Source organism: Sorangiineae bacterium MSr12523 (assembly GCA_037157775.1).
In the GTDB taxonomy this organism is placed as follows: Bacteria; Myxococcota_A; Polyangia; order Polyangiales; family Polyangiaceae; genus Pendulispora; species Pendulispora brunnea.
The window spans coordinates 275,945-294,945 of record CP089982.1 but is presented as its reverse complement, the minus strand read 5'-3'; the positions used below and the strand labels follow the sequence as shown (position 1 = coordinate 294,945).

Below are 19,001 nucleotides of genomic sequence, written 5' to 3'. Positions count from 1 at the left end.
AGATGGCTCGAGGTTTCCACCAGATTGGTGAGCCGATCCGGGCCCTTCCGCGTCCTCGAGGTGCATGGATACGACGAGCGTGCGCTTCGACGCCGCAGTGCCGGCCATTGCCTATGCGCTCGTGCCGTGGAGCCCCCTCGTTCCGGTGGCCTTTGCAAGGCGCCCGGCCAACCACGTGCACCTTGGGGCCCTGGTGATGGCCATCGTGGGGCTTGCAGCGCATGCGTCGGGCCGCCTTTCGCTGGTGGTCGTGGCGGCCATGCTCGTGGCGCTGTTCCTGGCGCTGCGATCCGTGGACGACATCGAGCGGGCACCCGCGGTGCTGGTGGCGACGGTCGCGGCGGTGGGCTTTCTCGTCGTGCGCGACATCGAGGCGGTGCCGGCGCGGGTGCTCGAGGCGCTCGGGCAACCCGGGACGAATGTGCCGCCGTTCACGGCCGTCGCGGCGAAGACGGTGCGCATCGCCACCGCGGCCACGACGGCGCTCACCGTCACGATTCTGCTGGCGCCGCGCACATGGTTGCCCGTCCGCCGCAGTGTGGCCATCCTCGCCGTGGCCGGCATCGCATGGCTCGGACTGCAGCTGCACGTGTACCCGGCGTTGCGCGCGCGCCTCTCGCCAACGGCCGCGCGTGAGACGTGGGAGCGCGTTCACGCCCAGGGCGAGCCCCTCGGTGCCCTGGGTGTCGATCCGCACGCGATCACCGACGCGCCCGCGGTGACGCTCGCCCATGCGACGGCGGCGGGGAAATGGCTCGCCGAGACCGCGTCCGGGCGCCGCTTCGTGGCCCTCGCCTCGCCCGAGCTTCCGCGGCTCAATGCCGCATTCCGAGCCGAACGCCGTGCCAACGTGCCCATTCTGGCCGGTGGCGATGGCACCGTGATGCTCGCCGCGAGCTCCCTCGCCAGCGGCGAACGAAGCGAAAGCCCGCTCGATGCCGTCGTGCGAAACGAGCCACCCGGTGGATTGCGCCCCATCGATGCCGTCGCGGGCAATCGGCTCGAGCTCGTCGGGTGGGACCTTCGCGATGCACACGGAGCCCCTCTCGAGACCGCGAGCTCGGGCAAGCGCATGCACGTGCGCCTCGTCCTTCGCGTGCGCTCGGCCGAGTCACTCCATGCATACTGCACCTTTTTGCACATCGACCACACGCCCACGCGTTTTGCCGCCGAGCACCGCGAGCATCCGTACCCCATGCCGGTCTGGCAGGCGGGCGACGTCATCGTCGATGACTTCGAGGTCACTCTGCCGCCGCACTTTCGCGCCGGCCAATATGCTCTCTGGTGGGGAATCGGCGAGCTCCCCTGCCAGGACGACCGCCGCATGCCGGTGACCTCCGGCCCCAACGACGGCCACGGCCGAGTGCGCGGCGGCAGCCTGGAGGTTCGATGATCGTCGCGGCACTTCTTTCATTCGTGCTCGTGATCCGGCTCGCCGTGCGCGGTGTGCTGCCGGCGTGGGCCGTCGCCATCCTCGCACCGTGCACGCTGCTCACAGCCGCGGTCCTCTTCTTTCGCGGCAAGCCGCGGCAGGATCTGTGGGTCGTCGCACTCGGTACCTCCCTCGCATTGCCGATGCTGGGCGCCTTTTCGCTGATCGACCCGTGGGAGGCGCATTACGCCGAGGTCGCGCGCGAAATGATCGAACGACGCGACTTCGTCTCCCCGTGGTGGCAGGACGGCTGGTTCATGACCAAACCGGTGCTCACCTTCTGGCTCGAGGCCCTGGCCATGGTCGTCTTTGGCGTTCGCACCGGGCCCGATGGCATTCTTGCCGGCGGGGCCAATCCCGAGTGGGCCCTGCGCCTGCCGGCCTTCGCGCTCGCCCTCGTGGGTGTGTACCTGCTTTACGACGGCGTCGCGCGCACGTGCGGGCGGCGCGCAGGATTTCTCGGGGCGCTCGCGCTGTGGACCATGCCGGGTTTCGCGCTGCTCGCACACCAGGCCACGACGGACATGCCGCTCATCGGCGGCGTCGCAGCGAGCCTCGGCCTTTTGCTGCGGGCACTCCACACGCCCGAGGGTGCGCAGGCGCGCGGGCGGGGCCTCGCAGTATGGGTCGCGCTTCTGACGGTGCCGCAGCTCGCAGTCATCGCGCTCGCACCACGTCACCTCGTCGCAGGCTCACCGCACGCGTGCACCCTTCCCGGACAGGGTGCATGCGCCGAGGTTGCGCTAGCCCACCCCGGATTTTCCCCGCTGCTGCAGGTCGCCTTCTTCCTGCCGCTTCTCATTTGGCTGCTCGTGCGCATCGCCACGGAGACGCGCCTCGCGCATCTCCTCGCGTTGGGTGCCTGGACCGCCGCTGCCTTCGCCGCCATGGCGAAAGGGCCCGCCGGGCTCGCGATCCCTGCCGCGGGTGCGGTACTCCTTTGTGTGTCGAACCGCGCGCATCGCCTGCCCGAGATCTTGCGCCGTCTCGAAATTCCCACGGGCCTTTTGCTCTCCGTGGTGATGATCGGCCCCTGGTACTTGGCCATCTGGGCACGCCACGGGCGCGGCTTCCTCGACGAACTCGTCATGACGCACATGATTGGCCGCACCCTCGGGCATTTGCACGACGTCAACGACGGCGAAGACGTGGGCCTCGTGTACTTCGTGCGCCAGCTCGGGTACGCGACATTCCCTTGGTCCGGCTTGCTCGCGGCCGCCGCGCTTTCGTTCCCGCGGCGGGAAGACGGCTCGCGCCGCACGGGTGCGCGCACCTTGCTCTTCGGCGCTGCGCTCTTCGCCTTCACGTTGGTGTCGGCCATGCGCACCAAGTTTCATCACTACGTGCTACCCACCGTGCCGCCGCTGGCCATGTTGGTGGGCATTTGGCTCGACGAGCGCCTTTCCGAGGCCGAAAAACCGGGCCGCCGGCGGCTCCTCGCGAGCGCGGTCCTCGCCTTCGGCGCCGCCGGCGTCCTCGCCCTCGTTTCGCGCGATCTCGGCGCGAATCCATCGCACCTCGTGAAGCTCTTCACCTATCGCTACGACCGCACGTGGCCGGCCGCCCGCGCCTTCGCACCGGTCTTGGTCGCCGTCGGTGCCCTCGCCACGTTGGCAAGCCTCGCGCTCGCCATTCGCACCTGGCGACGCCGCGCCGTGATCGCATTGGGGGCCCTCGCCGTGGGATGCACGTTGGTCTTGCTCGACGGTTACCTCGTGCGCTGCGCCCCCAATGGCGGACAGCGCCCCATCATGGATGCGTATTACCGCGCGCGAACCGACACCATGACGCCGTTGGTTGCCTACGAGCTCAATTGGAAAGGTGAAAATTTCTACACGGGAAATCATCTGGCCGTTTTCATGTCGGGTGGCTCGCCCATGCGCACGTGGCTCGACGCAAGGCAGCGTGCCGGAGAGCACACCTTTTTCTTCGTCACCGAGCGCAGCCGAATTCGGGGCTTGCGCGCGGAGCTCGGCCCAACACGCGCATTCGAGGAGCTCACCGACGCTTCCGCCTGCGCCGAGTTCACGCTCGTCCGCGCGGAGTTATGAGGCTACAGTCTGCGGCATGTGCCGCAACATCCGCGTCCTTCTCAATTTCACGCCTCCCACGACCGAGGAGGAAATTCGGGCGGCCGCCCTGCAATACGTCCGCAAGGTGAGCGGCACGCGCAAACCGTCGAAGGCCAATCAGGAGATCTTCGACCGCGCGGTGGATGAAATTGCGCGCATCACCGGCCATGTGGTGCATGGAATGGAGACGCACAGCCCCCCGCGCACGCGCGAAAACGAAGCCGCCAAGGCCAAGGCCCGTGGCGCGAAACGCTACGCGCTCACGACTCGGCGGGAGGCGTCGTGATCCGCGCATCGCTCATCGCGTTGGTCGCACTCGACCTGGCCATGGGCGGAGTGTCGGATGCGGAGGCGGCGACGCCGTTCAAGGTCCTCCAGCTCAATTTGTGCAATAGCGGACTCGCCGGTTGTTACGAAGATGGCAAAGCCATTGGCGAAGGCATCGCCAAAATCGATTCGGAACGGCCGGACGTCGTCTCCGTCAACGAAGTATGCGATGACGACGTCGCCCGCATGGGCAACGAAACGGGGTACACGGCGTACTTCTTTCCCGCACGCAAGCGCACAGGCAGCGAGACACCGCCGCCTCCCTACTTTTGTAAAAACGGTCACCAATACGGCATTGGCTTTTTGGCCCGGCCCGATCATGGCGATTTGGTGAACTCCCCGCAATATCGCTGGTACACGAATCAGGATACGGGCAGCAGTGAAATGCGCGTCATGGCCTGCGGCGAATATTCCGAATTCGTCTTTTGCACGACCCACCTGGCCACCGTAGGCTCGATTGCCATGAAGCAGTGCCAGGAGCTCATGAGCGAGGCCGTAGCTCATGCGGCGCACAAGCCCACCGTGGTCGCGGGCGATTTGAACATGCGCTATCAGGCAGGAACGGCCCCCAAAGCGGGGCCTGGGGGTTCCCCCAACGTGCAGGCCTGTGTGCCCAGCGGCTTTTTTCGCAAGGGCGATGGCAGCGTGCAACACATCATCGCGCAGCAAGCTGCTTTCGGTTTTTCTTCCACGCGAACGCTGTCGATGTCCTATACGGATCATCCTGCCTTCGTGGTGAATCTTCTCAAGAATTGAAATTGAAATATGATGACAAAAACACTTGTTCTCGCCTCGTCTTGCCTTCTCGGCGTTCTTGCGTTTTCCCTCGCACAATGCAGCAGCGATAACGACAATCCGAGCGGACCTCCGCCGGTGCCGAAGGAATGCGAGGACGAGCCGAACAAGAAACCGACCTGCACGACGGATGACCTGGGCGTCTTCGTCTCGCCTTCCGGGAAAGACGATGGCGCGGGCACCCGCACCGAGCCCGTCAAGAGCTTGGCCAAGGCGCTCGAGAAGAGCGGGAACAAGCCGTTCGTCTTCATCTGCGAAGGCAATTACCCCGAGCCACTCGGCATCCCGCGCCCGATGGGCGTGTACGGCGGGCTGTCGTGCGACGGTAGCTGGAACTTCACCGGCGGCGCCACGAACATCGTTCCTCCGAGCGGCACGGCCCTGACGATTGCGAACATCGACAAGCCGGTCACCATCGCGGACCTCTCGTTCACCAGCGCGAATGCGTCCACCCCCTCCGGGTCGAGCATTGGAGCTTGGTTCGCACAATCGAGCGGGGTCACCCTGCGGCGCGTGAACATCACCGCGGGCGCCGGGGCCAATGCGAATCCCGAGCCCCCCACCCTCTCCCCGTGGGCACCGGCCACGGCCCCCAAGGGCAACGACGCCGATGGCGGAGCTCCCGGTCCGGAGCAGCCCAATTCGTGCGAAGGCTTCGCACCGCCCGGCGATCGAAGCGTGGGCGGCGCAGGCGGCGGGCGCAATGGAGATGGCGGCGCTGGGCTGCCCGCGATTCCACCGAAGCCCGCGAGCAACACCGGGGCTGGCGGCGATACGCATTCGAACTGCCCGCAAGGCGCGGGTGTCGCCGGCGCATTCGGGACGGGCGGCGAACCCTCCCCCGAGGGCGCCGCCTTCGGCCAGCTGACTGCCGCGGGTTACGTGCCCGCGGACGGCGCCATGGGCGGCAGCGGCGCAACGGCGCAAGGTGGGGGCGGTGGCGCCGGCAAAGGTGGCTCGACGGCCTTCGGCGGCGGCGGGGGCGCGGGTGGCTGTGGAGGAAAAGGAGGCGTGGGTGGACGCGCGGGGGGTTCGAGCATTGCGCTGCTCGTTTTCCGCACGCCCGTGACGCTCGTGGGCAGCAAGCTCCACGCCGGCAAGGGCGGACTCGGTGGTCCCGGAGGCGGCGGGCAAACAGCGCAACAAGGCGGTGCGGAGGGCAAAGGCAACGGCACCCTCGCTCCGGGTTGCGCAGGCGGCGTGGGCGGTCACGGTGGCGGCGGCGCAGGCGGCAACGGGGGCGCCGGGGGCTCGTCCATCGACTTCGCCTATGCGGGTGTCGCGCCGATCATCGATGGATCGCAAATCAGCGTGGCGGATTCGTTCGCGAACCAGGGCTGGACGCTCTCGCAGTCGACCAGCGCCGGTGGCGTAGCCGGTGTCGGTGGCCAAAAGGTGGTCCCCGCAAGCGAGGCCGGCCAAGCCGGACGCGCAGGCCCGCCCGGTGAAATCCAGGCCGTGGCGCCCCTGCTCGAAAAGCCTTGATGGCTCTATTCCTATAGACCTAGGCGCAATTGGGAGGCTCGTTCATGTCGCAAGCGGTCGCTCTTACGTCCCTCATTCAACGCGAGTGGCAATACCAACTCGAGCACAGCCCCGTGTACGCGTCCTTGATGGGCGACCACCGGTACGACGATCGCTGGGACGATCTGAGCCTCGCCGGCCTCGAAGAGGATTACCGCCACGGCCTTGCCGTCCTCGAAGAGCTGCGCCACATCGATCGCAACGGCCTGTCGCCCGAGGACCAGCTGAATTACGACTTGTTCCGCCGCGATTACCAAATATGGACCGAGGAATACGCGCGCAAGCTGCACCTCGTTCCGACGACGCATTTCAGCTGGCTCCCCGAGGGAGTCCGCCAGCGCCCCGGCATTCAGACCGCATACCAGCTGGCGGACCAATTGCGTTTCGAGTCGGTAAACGACTATGAAAACTGGATCGCCCGGCTGCGGGGTTTCCGCACGCTGATCGATCGGATCGTCGCCTTGATGCGCGAGGGCATCCGCGAGCGGCTCGTGCCCCCGCGCATCGTGCTGCAGCGCATTCCGGCCCAAATCGAGAAACAACTCGTCGACGACCCTGCCCGCAGCGATTTCTACGGACCTTTCACGCGCTTTCCCGCCGGCATCGACGGCGCCGCGCGCACGCGTCTCGCGGCCGAGGGCCTCGATGCCGTGGCAAACGGCGTGCAGCCAGCCATGCGGCACTTTTTGCAATTTCTCGAAGAGGAATATCTCCCCGCCGGCCCGGAGGCCGTGGGCATTGGCGATTGGCCCGGCGGCGAAGAGACCTACGCGTTTTTGGCGCGCAAATACACGACCACGGCCTTCACACCGGACGAGATCCACGGCATGGGCCTCGCGGAGGTCGCGCGCATTCGTGGCGAGATGGAAACGGTAAAGCAGAAAACCGGTTTCACCGGCTCGCTGCACGAGTTCTTCCATTTCCTGCACACCGATCCACGCTTCTATTACGAGACGGGCGAGGAGCTTCTCGTGCAGTCGCGCAACTTGGCCAAGCGGATCGATCCGCTGCTGGTCAAGCTGTTCAAAACCTTTCCGCGAGCGCCTTATGGCGTCGAGCCCACCCCGGAGGCCATGGCGCCCGACGCGACCACGGGCTTCTATTTCCCGGCGGCCGCCGATGGTTCGCGGGCGGGTCTCTATTACGTCAATCTGTACAAGCCGGAAACGCGGCCGCGTTGGGAGATGGTGCCCCTCACCTTGCACGAGGCCGTGCCGGGCCATCATTTCCAAACGCAGCTCGCCGCCGAGCAACGCGGCATTCCCGACTTCCGCCGTTATGGATTTCACGTGGCGTACGGCGAAGGTTGGGCGCTCTACGCCGAAACCCTGGGCGACGAGCTCGGATTGTACGATGACCCGTACGACAAATTCGGCCAGCACGTATTCGACATTTTCCGCGCCGTGCGCCTGGTGGTGGACACCGGATTGCACGTCAAAGGTTGGACGCGCAAGCAGGCCATCGACTACTTCCTCGAGAACACGCCGCGCCCGGAGCTCGACATCACCAACGAGGTCGATCGCTACATCGCCCTGCCCGGCCAGGCCCTCGGCTACAAAATCGGCCAATTGAAAATAAGCGAACTGCGCACCCGCGCCGAACGCACCTTGGGCGATCGCTTCGACGTGCGCGCCTTCCATGATGTCGTGCTGCTCGAAGGCTCCATGACCCTGGACATCCTCGAGCAACGCGTCGACGCGTGGATCGAGTCGAACCGCCAAGGCGCCAAGGACGCCAAGATGGATTGATGTGCTGAAGCGCGCTCATTCACGATCCCCCAACCCCTTGGCGTTCTTGGCGTCTTGGCGGTTCGACAATCCTAATGGCAATACCTCGACCAGCGCGTCACTGAAGGCGCGCGCCATCTTTCCCGTGGGATCGAGCTCTGGGTCGAAAATCGCGATATCCATGCCGGTGACCAACCCCGACGACAAGAACTCGGACAGAACGTCTTTCAATTCGGCATAGGAAAGGCCGTCGGGGGAGCGTGAATCGACGGCGGGCATGATGGCGTCGTCGAGCACGTCGGCGTCCAGGTGGATCCATACATCGTCGACACCTTGGGAGCGAAAGCGCGTCACCACGTCGCGGGCGGCTTGCTTGGCTCCTTTTCCGCGAAGCTTCGCCAAGTCCACCGCTTCGACTTTGGACCGGCCGCGGAAATCGCGCAGATCGTCCGGATCGCGCGCACCGAACAAGACGGCGTCCTCCTCGCGCACCAAGGGCAATCGGCCACCGAAGCGTTGCATCGAGGGCGGGCCGTAGCCAGTGGCCAGCGCCAGGGCGATGCCTCCACCGACCGCGGGAGGCGGACCGAAATCCGTGTGTGCATCCATGTAAATGAGGCCTCGGTGTTTGCGCGGCGATGACGCCGAGAGCGCGCCCACGAGGATGCTGCAATCGCCGCCCAGCACCAGCGCGAATTCCCCGCGCTGGATCACCTCTTCGACACTTCGGGCGAGCTTTTCCGAATAGGAACGAATCGCGGCGGCGTTGTAAATGCGCGTCTCGGGATCTTTCTCGAAGGCGTACGCGGGCGGCGGCACCGCACCCCGGTCCGCTGCACCGAGCCGGGCGACCAGCCCGGTGCCTCGAAGCGCATCCGCCAGCTTGCGCACCCCCGGCTCGTGCCCCGGCTTGGGCGGACGGAGCCCGAGATGAAACGGCGCATCCACCACGCCAATGTGGACCTTGCCCACCGGTGGTGCAGGCGCCGGCTCGGCGCTCGTGGTGGTCACCGAACTCGGGGATTTGGTGCACGAAACCAGCAAAACCGCGGCCGCGAGGACGTAACCAGTAAATCGCATGATACAGGTTATGGCCCCTTACGCCGCGCCTGTCAACGGGGCGGGGTCGACACGAGGCGGCGCGCGAGGTGCATACCGTCCTCGGAAGGAGCCCCATTGCCTTCATCCCTTCAAAATCGAGACATCGTCGTGATCGGCGCGTCGACGGGCGGCGTTCGCGCCTTGCTCGACGTGGTGTCGCGACTGCCGGCCGACCTCGCGGCGGCGGTGTTCGTCGTCCTTCACGAACACCCGCTGCACCAAAGCCGCCTGCCGCAGTTGCTGGCGAGCCGCGGCACCCTTCAGGCGTCGCATGCTTTGCACGGCGACACCATTGTCCCCGGCCACATCTACGTCGCGCCGCCGGACAATCACCTCATGCTGGGGCGCGGCGTCGTGCGCGTGCTGCGCGGCCCGAAAGAGAGTGGCCATCGTCCGGCCGTGGATGCGCTGTTTCGCACCGCCGCCGCGTCGTATGGACCACGCGTCATCGGCATCATCCTCACGGGGCAGCTCGATTGCGGCACCGCCGGCATGCTGTCGATCAAAGCGCGGGGCGGCGTGGGCATCGTTCAAAATCCGCACGAGGCGGAAGCGCGCAGCATGCCGCAGAGCGCCCTCGACCACGCGACCATCGACCATGTCGCCACGTTGGAAGAGCTCCCCGCGTTGATCACGCGCTTGGTCTCCGAGCCCGCGGGCGAGGCTCCCGCAGGCCAAGTCTCACCGGCGCTCATGCGGTTCGAGGGAAAAGAGAGAGGAACCCCCGCCATGTTCGTCTGCCCCGAATGCCAGGGCACCGTCAGCGAGGCCTCCCTCGGAGACTTCACCGTGTTTCGTTGCCACACGGGGCATTCCTTCACATTGGAGAGCATTGACACGGAGCAGGCAAACGAGGTCGAGCGCGCGCTCTGGGCGGCTGTCCGTGCCCTCGAGGAGGGTGCGACCATGTCGAAACGCCTCGCCTCCACCGCCGCGGGAGACCTTCGGGAGAAGTTCATCGAAAAGGCGCACGCGCAAGCTCGCAATGCGAAGGTCGTTCGCGACCTCATTCTGGGCGGCCTGGCCACGGAGAAAACTCAGGAAACCGACGACGATCGCACACGATAGCGTCGCACGGTTTCCAGCAGCCGATCGATGCGCACCGGCTTCTCCAGAAAATCGATGCCCAGACTCGCGGCCTGCGGAGCAAATTCCGCGCTGGAGACCACGACGACCGGAATGGCGGCAAACTCCGCATCATTGCGAAGCTCGCTCATGCATTGCCAACCGTCCATGATGGGCATACGCAAATCGAGCAAAATGAGCCGCGGGCGCAGCCCCGAATCGCGCAGATATTCGAGCGCCGCACGCCCGTTGGGCATCTGCGTCACGATGGAGCCTTCCTGCTCGAGTATGCCGGCCAAAAGGTCGCGTATCTCCGGATCGTCGTCCACGACCATGATCGCGTCGTCCAGCTGCGCGCGCGGACGCGTTGACCTACGCTCCTGCGAGCTCTCCAACGTACCCTTGGGCAAGCTCACGAAGAGCGTGGTCCCGTCGCCAAGGCGGCTCTCCGCCCAAATCTTGCCGTCGTGGGCCACCACGATGCCTTTGGCAATGAACAGCCCGAGCCCGCGTCCCTTCTTCGAGCTATCCTCGGCTTGCCAGAATTGCTCGAACAAACGGGGCAGTCGATCTTTCGGAATGCCCGGGCCCGTATCGGAGACCTTGAACAGCACCTCGTCGCCGCGATCTTCGACGCGCAGCTCGACCCTGCCGCCCGATTCGGTGAACTTGATGCCATTGCCAATCAAGTTGGACAGCACCTGATAAATGCGCTCTCTGTCGCACGAGATCATCATCGGCGCGGGCAATGGCTCGACGTGGAGGGTGATCCCGTCCTCGTCGGCCAGCTGGGTGAACATCTCTTGGGCGTCGCTCAACAGCTCCTGCACGGAGCAGTCGCGCTTGCGAACGGAAAGGTGCCCCGATTGAATGCTCGAACAATCGAGCAGCTCGTTGATCAGCCGATCCATGCGGTGCGCAGAGCGCAGCACGATCTGCAAGAGGCGGTTCGTCTGGGCGTCGGCCGAAACTTTGGACCACGATTCCAACGTCGACGAGGCGAGCGTGATGCCGTTGAGCGGCTCCTTCAAATCGTGGGAAACGATGGCCAGAATGTCCTCGCGCCCGCGGATCGCCTGGCGTGCCGTGTCGTAGAGACGCGCATTGTCGAGCGCCATGGCCGCACGGCGGCCGACGTCCTGCGCCACGGCGAGCTCACGCGGCGAATACGAGCGGGCCGATTCGGCCATGATGAGCGTAAGCACGCCCAGCGTTCGCTCCCGCGCGGTGAGCGGAACGAACAGGACCGAACGGGCAATCCCCGCGATCTGCGGCGGTAGCGAGTCGTGGAGGGACCGGGGCCCATCGGAAACGGCCCGTGCCTTGCCCGAGCGCAAGACCTGGATCTCGGGCGCCTTGGAGTCCAGCTCGGGAACGGCGCGCTTGATGGCATCCACGAGAAACCGCTTTCCCTCATCGGCAAAGGCCACTTCCAGACGGCGCAGTTGGTTGTCTTCGTCCAGAATGTCCAAAAAGCAAATATCGGCCAGAACGGGTACGGCGAGCCGCACCACGGTCGCGAGCGTGTGCGAGTATTCGAGCGAGGAGGAGAGCGCTTCACTGGCATCGGCCAAGAAGCGCAGAATATTTTCCGACGACTTCAACGCCGAGATATTGGTGAGCGTGGTTCGGCATGCCACCACCACGCCGTTGGTATTGATCACGGGGCTCGACACCATCTGAATCACGATGGGAGCCTGCTCCTTCGGTGTGATGGTGATCTCGGTGGTCACGCGCACCTCTTCCGTGAAGCAGGTATTCAGATGCGCCCGAAACGCGGACGGGTCGCTCAGGGCAACGATCTGCGTGAAGCCTTTGCCCACGGCGTTGGCGCGCGCGATGCGGAACATGGCCGTCGCCGTGATGTTGATCTCGAGCACCAACCCATGGCGATCGAAGGTGCAGTAGCCCACGGGCGCGAAATCGAAGAGATCGGCGTAGCGGCTGCGCGACTCCTCGAGTTGCTGCTGCGCCTCTTTGAGATCCTTGTTCTGCGCCTCGAGCTCGATCTGGTGGACTTGCAGCTCGTGCAACAGACGCTGGACCTCCGCGACCGGCTCCTTGAGCCCGGTATTCGATTCGAGCGCCTCAAGAGCATGTTCCAGCTGCGTCCTCGATACCTCCCGATAGGCTCCCACGTGTCACCTCATTGGTAGATCTTCCACCTCACGCCGATGATGCACGCTCCGTCGTGGCATTTTCGAATGACAACAAGAGAAGGCCCGCGTTACCGCCCATGGGTGGCATGCGGCTACCGCTCACGCGAACCGATTTAGTGGGCGTTTCGCCTTCGACTGCATACGAAATCTCGATCTCGTGAAACGATCCGCCGGTCACCATGGTCGCCTCGACGAACTCGTCCAACTTGGGATTCTTCCAGGGGCCCGACGGTAGTTCGGCGAAGGATTTTCCGATGACGCCATCGGGGGAAACGCCGAAATTGGGGTAGAAGTGGCGGTTGGCCCACACGATTTTTTTGCGCGCATCGATGATTGTCAAGGGGTGGCCAATGACGTCCAGGAACATCCCCGCGTACTCCGCCACGTCCTGCCCGAGCTGAAACGCGCGCCGGCGCACGTCGATGTCCGCCAACGTGATGACCACACCGGTGATCGAGTGTTCGAGCGTCTTGTACGGCGTCATCCGTAGCGAATACCAGCGCTGATCCGGAGCCTGCACCTCTTGCGTGAACGGCGTGAGCGTTTCGATGACATCGGCACCGAGTTGCTCCAGCCGGAGCCCGCCGACGAACGGATTGAGGTGGCTGATGGACCGGCCAATGTCGCCGGGCAGAAGATTCAAATGCTTCTCGGCCGCGAACGTAAAGCGCCGGATGCGCAAATCGATGCCCGTGATGATCAGCATGGTGTCCACACCATTGAGGACGTTGTGCAGGTCGTCGTTGGTGAGCTGCTGCTCCAGCATACGCGTTTGTAGCTCGTCGTTGACCGTCGTCAGCTCCTCGTTCGCCGATTGCAGCTCTTCCTTGGAAGTCTCGAGCTCCTCATTGGTGCTTTGCAGCTCTTCATTCGAAGACTGCAATTCTTCGTTGGATGACTTGAGCTCTTCGTTCGCGCTCTCGAGCTCTTCGATGGTGCTCTGCAGGTATTCGCGTGCCACCAAAAGCTCGCGCTCCATGTCCTGCAAGCGCGATTCATCGACGGCCGAGGGCGCCTGGGTCAGCACTTGGGCCGGGCCTGGTAGCTCGGGCAGCTCGACGAAGAGAACGAGCATGCAATTCGATTTCGTTTCGGGCTCCGTCACCGGCAGCACATCGATCCGGAACGAGCGCGTGGATCCATTCTCGGTCATCTTGCAGACGGCGCTGGCGCGCACATCGTCCTTGATCGACTGGTGGATCGTACGCCGGATATCCGCGTGAATTTCCGGTCGTGCCAGGCGAAGGATGTTCAAGCTCGCCGCCCCCGCCGCCGGTTCGAAATACGGGCCGGTCCGGCCGCGGAAATGCAAAATCTCCAGGTTCTCGTTGATGACCACGCCCGGCGGTCCGTACACCTCGAGGATCTTGCGCTCGGCCAGCGCAGCGATGTTCAGAATGGGCCGCATGTTCGCCGTCGTGGGAGCGACCAGCGCCGTTTCGCGCACGCCGGTGCCGAACCCGATGTCGGCCGAAGTTTGCGTTGGTACGTGCTTGGCTGCATAAAGTTTGTTCTTACGGTCCACCAGGGAAAATAGGTCCGGCGAATCGCCGACGGTTTCCGAGGTTCCCAAGAGCAAGAAGCCATTTGGATTGAGCGAATAGTGCAGAATGCGCAACACTTTCTTCTGCATGGCCGGCTGCAGATAGATGAGCAGGTTGCGGCAGCTGACCAAGTCGAGCCGCGAAAACGGGGCGTCTTTCGTGATGTTTTGCACGGAAAAGACGACCATGTCGCGCACACGCCGGCTAATTTGATAACTGGCGTCTTTTTTGACGAAGAACCGGCGCAAATGCTCGGGCGTCACATCGAGGACGATATTCTCCGGATAAACACCCCGGCGGGCGTGCGATATGGCATTTTCGTCGACGTCCGTGCCAAAGATTTGAATACGGTATTCTTGGGCGCGGTCGTCGAGAAACTCGAGAAGTGCAATGGCAATCGAGTACGCCTCCTCGCCCGTGGACGAGGCCGGAACCCAAATGCGAATGCTGGAGCCCGGCCCCTTGTTCTCCAACATACGGGGAAATATCCTCGTCCTCAGAGCCTCGTATGCTTCGGTGTCGCGGAAGAAGCTCGTCACGCTGATGAGAATATCTTTGTAGAGCGCACGCACTTCATCGGGATTCGACTGCGCGAGCTTGACGTAATCCTCCAGCCTCTCGAATTTGTGGAGCGCAAGCCGGCGCTCGATGCGACGCTCGATGGTGCTCGGCTTGTAGTACGTCAGATCGTTTCCGAACATGGATCGCATGAGCAGAATGAGCTTGCTCACGCCTTCGAACTCGGTTTTGGGACGAGGAACCGCTCGCTCGTGCCAGTACGGATGGTGTCCGATGCTCATCAATTCGCCGGCGATCGCGTCGGGCGCGAGACAGAAGTCCACGCATCCACTGGCGAGCGCATGCCGTGGCATCCCGTCGTACTTGGCCGTGTTGGGGTCCTGCGCGAAGGTAATGCCCCCCGCTTGCTTGATGGCCTTGAGGCCGAGCGTCCCATCGGTGCCGGTACCAGAGAGCACCACACCAACCGCACGGGAACCTTGATCCTCCGCCAGGGATCGGAAAAAGAAATCCACGGACAGCGCGGGGCCAGGGCGCGGAGTCGGCGGCATCAAGTGCAACACACCGCTCAGGATGGCCAGGTTCACGTTGGGCGGGATGACGTAGATGCCATTGGGCTCGACCCGCATCCCGTCTTCGGCCGTCTGCACGCGAATCGAGCTGTTGCGCGCCAGCAGCGGGGCGAGAAAGCTCTCGTGGGACGGCGCGAGGTGTTGGATGACCACGAGCGCCAGGTGATCGAGGGTGAGACGGCCCACCAAGTGGGCCAGGGCTTCGATCCCTCCGGCGGACGCGCCAACCCCTACGATGATGAAGGTTGCATCCGTCTCGTCATTGGGGTGCCCGCCTCGGCCTTCGTCCGGGGCGGAGACGTCGTCGTTGGACATGGTCCATCCTCCACGGCAACGCGGTATATCGCATGTCCGCGAGGGCCACTAGGGGAGCTGTTCCCTATCACCCGGGCTTGGCACACACGGTCTCGGCATCCGCCGCGATGTCCGAGCGCAGACCGTTGGCCATCTCCGCCGCGAGATCCACCAGGCGGGCACCGAGTCGTGCGAGTTCTTCCGGCAACTGACGAGTGGCTGCACGTTGCAAACCTTGCAGCCCCGAGGGCGGCACGAGCCGCTCGACCTCGTCGAGCAGCGTTCGCACCATGGCGGCCTGAATGCGGACCGCCGTGATCACTTCGTCGTCCGAGGCTCGGCGAGCCACGTGATAGGGGGATCGAATCATGATGGCCACGTGAGGCACCTCCTAGGGGACTGCTTCTTGAACCGCGCCGCCGCACGCAATGAGCAAGAGCGAGGCCAACCACAGGGCTCGAACGACGCACCAAAGGGATCGAAAATAGCGCAGGCGCGACGCGTCACCGGTGCGTGCGATCACAAATCTGCCACAGGCCTGAGGCGTTTCTGTGGGCGCCTCCGTCATCGCACCTTGTGGCGGTGATGACCCGGAAGGCGGGATATCCAAACAAGGGCCGTTCGCCGTAGGGCGGATTGCATTCGTCGAAGACCGAATGGACACCGTGCTATCCTGGCCGCCGATGGGAGTTTTTGCCGCCTGCTTGCAATCGCGCGGAGTCACGGCGACGCGCGGGTGGGATGCCGTCGAGCGCCAGTTCGATGCCATGTTCGCGGCGGCGATGGCCGCATGGCCGACGGTGCGCGTGGAGGCGGACGTGTTCGCGCAGTACGTCGGCGCACGCCTACCGGAAAATGGCGCCATCGAAGAGGCGCTCGCCGCGCTGCACGGCGCGGATCTGTACCTGGCCTGCGCATGCGCGTCGGGCGATACGGGCGCCATCGGTGTGTTCGACGGCGCCATGCGGGACGTGGCCGAGGGCACCTTGGCCCGATTCCCGGGCGCACGCCTCTTGGGCGACGATACTCGTCAAGTGCTCTGCGCGAAGTTGTTCGTCTCGGAGGGCGGCACCCCGCCGCGGATTGCCGAATATTCGGGCCGCGGCAGCCTGCGCGGATGGTTCCGGGTCGCACTTTCACGGCAGATCTTGAGTGCCATTCGCGCCACCAAGCGCGAAGTCGCATTGGACGAGGATGCGCTCGCGCTCACGCCCGCCTCGAGCGGCGATCCCGAGCTGTCGCATTTGCGGCGGCGCTTCTCCTCCGAATTTGCCCAGGCATTCGCCTCCGCCATGCGCGCGCTGGAAAGCTCCGAGCGCAACGTGCTGCGCCACCACTACATCGACGGCCTGTCGATTGACGAAATTGGCGCCATTTACCGCATTCACCGCGTGACGGCGGCGCGACGGTTGACGCGTGCGCGCGAAGCACTGGTGGCGGGTACGCGTCGCTTTCTGGCAGCGCGCCTGCACGCCAGCCCGAGCGAACTTCGAAGTGCGATGCGCATTCTCGATGGTGCCGTGGACATCACGCTGCAGCGTGCGCTTCGCGAGACCGGCCCCTTCGACGACAATCCGTCTTCTTCGGCACATTCTGGCCTGACTGGCTCGAAATGAGACCCGCCCGGCTCTATCGTGCACGGCATGATCGAGATGGTCGCCTTCGATGCGGACGATACGCTGTGGCATAACGAGTCCATTTTCACCGTCACGCAAGAGAAATTCCTCGCGTTGATGAAGCCGTTCGTTTCCTCGGAGGGAATCGAGGAGCGGCTCGTGGCCACCGAGATCAAGAACTCGAAGCTGTTCGGCTATGGGATCAAGGCGTTCATGCTCTCGATGATCGAGACGGCCATCGAGCTCTCGGAGGAACGGGTCGGCGCCCGGCAGATTCAGGAGATCATCGACGCGGGTCGCGCCATGCTATCGCACCCCGTGGACCTGTTGCCCGGCGCGGCCGATGCCGTGGCCAAGGTGAGCGAGACGCACAAAGTCATGCTCATCACCAAGGGAGATATCTTGGATCAGGAGTCGAAACTCGCCCGCTCGGGGTTGGGCGATCGATTCTCCGCCGTGGAAATCGTCTCGGAAAAGCGGCCTGCCACGTACGAGCGCATTCTCACGCGGCTGGGCATCGCGCCCGAGAAGTTCCTGATGGTGGGCAACTCACTCAAGTCCGACGTGGTGCCGGTGCTCGACATCGGCGGGGTCGGCGTGCACGTGCCCTATCACACGACATGGGCCGCGGAGCGGGTGGAGGACGAGGAGGCCGTTCGCAAGCGCCCCAGGTTTCATCACATCGACTCGCTCGCCGAGCTCCCCGTATTGCTCTCGCGCCTCGACGCGGCCACGTGACCGAGAGGCCACGAGCTACGCCGCCATGCGCGCAAGCTCGGAAACGAGCGTGAGCAACTCGACGGGATCGACGGGCTTCGGAATGTGCATCATGAAGCCCGAGCGCAGCGCGTCTTCGCGGTCTTCTGGCTCGGCATAGGCCGTGAGCGCCGCGGCGGGAATGTCGCCACCTCGTTCTTTGGGCAGCTCGCGCACTTTTCGAATGAGATCGTATCCACTCTCACCAGGCATTCCGATGTCCGAGAGCAGAACGTCGGGGGTTTCTTGCTCGAAGACCTCCATGGCCTCGGCGGCGCTCGAGGCCGTCGTGATGCGCGAGCCACCTCGTTGGAGAACCAGTCGCAGCGCTTCGAGGTTGGACGGATCGTCATCGACGACGAGAACGTGCAGCTTGCTCGGATGGGAGCGGGGCGAAGAGTTTGCTTTTCGCATGGCTGTGCTAATCACACGGGAATCCACGGATCACCTCTCTTCCAAATGTAGAGAAGCAGAGCTGATTTGCAGGACCGAAGCCACGGAGCGATTGGTCTATCGGCGCAGGTTTTTCGCGTTTTCGCCCACGGCGGATTGGGTCAAATCCGCTCTTGTGGCGCCCCGGCACATAACGCATTTCGGCAAACGTCAGGGCGGCGTCTTGATGAAGGCGGTCGAAATGAAATCAATGAAGGCACGAAGGCGAGCGAGTGGATAACGCTGCTCCGGGTAGATGACGGACGCCGTGGGACCCTGCATCAGCCGATCGGGGAACAGCACACGGAGGCGGCCGCGCTCGATCTCGGGCGCAGCAACGTAGGTGGGAAGACGCGCGATGCCCAGTCCGGCGAGTGCGGCGGTCAGCAGAGCCACGTTGTCGTCGGAGCCAAAGGGTCCGGGCTGGACATCGACGTCGCGATCGACGAATCGCCACGGCGTGGATTTCCCATTGCGCGTATACGCAAGCGTCGCGTGATGGGCCAGGTCGTCGAGTCGGCGCGGCGTGCCCCGTTTGCGGAGGTAAGCGGGTGAGGCACAGACAATGGCGCCGGTGGGCCCGAGCTTTCGACGCACGAGACGAGGATCGCGCACGGGGCCGAGGCGAAGGCCCACGTCGAAGCGCTCCTCGACGAGGTCGACGAATCGATTCGTGAGGCTCAACTCGACGCGCACGTCGGGGAATCGCTCCAGGAATTCGACGATGCGCGGGGCGAGCCACGGCTGCCCCAGATCGACCGGTGCGGTCACGCGAAGGGGACCGCGCACGCCGGTGGCCTCGGAGAGCTCTTTGCGCACGTCGCACGCCTCGAGCACGATGCGCGAGCCGCGCTCGTACAACGCTTGGCCCTCCGGGGTGAGATGCACTGCGCGCGTGGTGCGATGCAAAAGCCGGACACCCACCTCGGCCTCCAGCCGGGCGACGGCCTTGCTGACCGCCGACGGTGTCGCTCCGAGCATGCGCGCGGCGGCGCTGAAGCTTCCCGCCTCGACGCTGCGCACGAACGCGCTCAATCCGGCCAAAGGATCACGCAGGATGGTCATT

Annotated in this window: 16 protein-coding genes; 9 read left to right on the top strand and 7 right to left on the bottom strand. The window is 64.5% G+C overall.

All coding sequences use genetic code 11. The features are described 5' to 3' along the window. The first annotated feature begins 64 nt into the window (after nucleotides 1-64). The 4 genes from LZC95_01235 to LZC95_01220 are packed head-to-tail and all read left to right on the top strand — an operon-like array spanning nucleotide 65 to nucleotide 4,587. Entirely contained in the window at nucleotides 65-1,393 is a 1,329-nt protein-coding gene (locus LZC95_01235) for a hypothetical protein (GenBank protein ID WXA95463.1), read from the top strand. Then, complete coding sequence (locus LZC95_01230; protein ID WXA95462.1) at nucleotides 1,390-3,483, top strand: glycosyltransferase family 39 protein; 2,094 nt, start codon at nucleotides 1,390-1,392, stop codon at nucleotides 3,481-3,483. Before LZC95_01235 ends, LZC95_01230 begins: the two co-directional genes overlap by 4 nt. Before the next feature lie 16 nt (nucleotides 3,484-3,499). After that, nucleotides 3,500-3,790: a DUF2277 domain-containing protein gene (locus LZC95_01225; GenBank protein ID WXA95461.1), complete on the top strand. Its 291-nt coding sequence runs from the start codon at nucleotides 3,500-3,502 to the stop codon at nucleotides 3,788-3,790. Further along, nucleotides 3,787-4,587 carry a hypothetical protein gene (locus tag LZC95_01220; GenBank protein WXA95460.1) on the top strand — a complete coding sequence of 267 codons (801 nt, stop codon included), beginning with the start codon at nucleotides 3,787-3,789 and terminating at the stop codon, nucleotides 4,585-4,587. Before LZC95_01225 ends, LZC95_01220 begins: the two co-directional genes overlap by 4 nt. A gap of 302 nt (nucleotides 4,588-4,889) precedes the next feature. Here LZC95_01220 and LZC95_01215 read toward each other — a convergent pair whose 3' ends face one another. After that, nucleotides 4,890-5,384 (bottom strand): hypothetical protein, encoded by a 495-nt coding sequence (locus LZC95_01215; protein ID WXA95459.1) that lies wholly within the window; start codon nucleotides 5,382-5,384, stop codon nucleotides 4,890-4,892. Nucleotides 5,385-5,637: 253 nt separating this feature from the next. Here LZC95_01215 and LZC95_01210 point away from each other — a divergent pair, with 253 nt between their 5' ends. Beyond that, nucleotides 5,638-6,111, top strand: coding sequence for a hypothetical protein (locus LZC95_01210; protein ID WXA95458.1), 474 nt, complete (start codon nucleotides 5,638-5,640; stop codon nucleotides 6,109-6,111). A gap of 44 nt (nucleotides 6,112-6,155) precedes the next feature. Then, nucleotides 6,156-7,898 carry a DUF885 domain-containing protein gene (locus tag LZC95_01205; GenBank protein ID WXA95457.1) on the top strand — a complete coding sequence of 581 codons (1,743 nt, stop codon included), beginning with the start codon at nucleotides 6,156-6,158 and terminating at the stop codon, nucleotides 7,896-7,898. A gap of 15 nt (nucleotides 7,899-7,913) precedes the next feature. On the opposite strand, the gene LZC95_01200 is transcribed toward LZC95_01205, so the two are convergent. Then, the gene (locus tag LZC95_01200) at nucleotides 7,914-8,957 is read right to left on the bottom strand and encodes an arginase family protein (protein WXA95456.1); all 1,044 of its coding nucleotides are present in this window, start codon (nucleotides 8,955-8,957) and stop codon (nucleotides 7,914-7,916) included. A 129-nt stretch (nucleotides 8,958-9,086) separates the two neighbouring features. Between LZC95_01200 and LZC95_01195 the strand changes: the two genes are divergently transcribed. Further along, complete coding sequence (locus LZC95_01195) at nucleotides 9,087-10,046, top strand: chemotaxis protein CheB (protein WXA95455.1); 960 nt, start codon at nucleotides 9,087-9,089, stop codon at nucleotides 10,044-10,046. Here the strand turns inward: LZC95_01195 and LZC95_01190 are convergent. From LZC95_01190 to LZC95_01180, 3 genes are all read right to left on the bottom strand, one after another. Continuing rightward, nucleotides 10,016-12,181 (bottom strand): ATP-binding protein, encoded by a 2,166-nt coding sequence (locus LZC95_01190; GenBank protein WXA95454.1) that lies wholly within the window; start codon nucleotides 12,179-12,181, stop codon nucleotides 10,016-10,018. The two genes, LZC95_01195 and LZC95_01190, sit on opposite strands and share 31 nt — an antisense overlap. A 28-nt stretch (nucleotides 12,182-12,209) precedes the next feature. Beyond that, on the bottom strand, nucleotides 12,210-15,152 hold the full coding sequence (locus tag LZC95_01185) for a PAS domain-containing protein (GenBank protein WXA95453.1): 2,943 nt from the start codon (nucleotides 15,150-15,152) through the stop codon (nucleotides 12,210-12,212). A gap of 67 nt (nucleotides 15,153-15,219) precedes the next feature. Further along, nucleotides 15,220-15,510 carry a hypothetical protein gene (locus LZC95_01180; GenBank protein ID WXA95452.1) on the bottom strand — a complete coding sequence of 97 codons (291 nt, stop codon included), beginning with the start codon at nucleotides 15,508-15,510 and terminating at the stop codon, nucleotides 15,220-15,222. Nucleotides 15,511-15,814: 304 nt separating this feature from the next. Between LZC95_01180 and LZC95_01175 the strand changes: the two genes are divergently transcribed. Both LZC95_01175 and LZC95_01170 read left to right on the top strand, forming a co-directional pair. Beyond that, the gene (locus LZC95_01175; GenBank protein ID WXA95451.1) at nucleotides 15,815-16,747 is read left to right on the top strand and encodes a sigma-70 family RNA polymerase sigma factor; all 933 of its coding nucleotides are present in this window, start codon (nucleotides 15,815-15,817) and stop codon (nucleotides 16,745-16,747) included. 27 nt (nucleotides 16,748-16,774) lie between these two features. Then, a complete protein-coding gene (locus LZC95_01170) occupies nucleotides 16,775-17,485 on the top strand; it encodes an HAD family hydrolase (GenBank protein ID WXA95450.1) in 711 nt (236 codons plus the stop codon). A 15-nt stretch (nucleotides 17,486-17,500) separates the two neighbouring features. On the opposite strand, the gene LZC95_01165 is transcribed toward LZC95_01170, so the two are convergent. Beyond that, entirely contained in the window at nucleotides 17,501-17,917 is a 417-nt protein-coding gene (locus tag LZC95_01165; GenBank protein WXA95449.1) for a response regulator, read from the bottom strand. Nucleotides 17,918-18,106: 189 nt separating this feature from the next. Next, entirely contained in the window at nucleotides 18,107-19,000 is an 894-nt protein-coding gene (locus LZC95_01160; protein ID WXA95448.1) for a LysR family transcriptional regulator, read from the bottom strand. Between the last annotated feature and the right edge of the window lies 1 nt (nucleotide 19,001).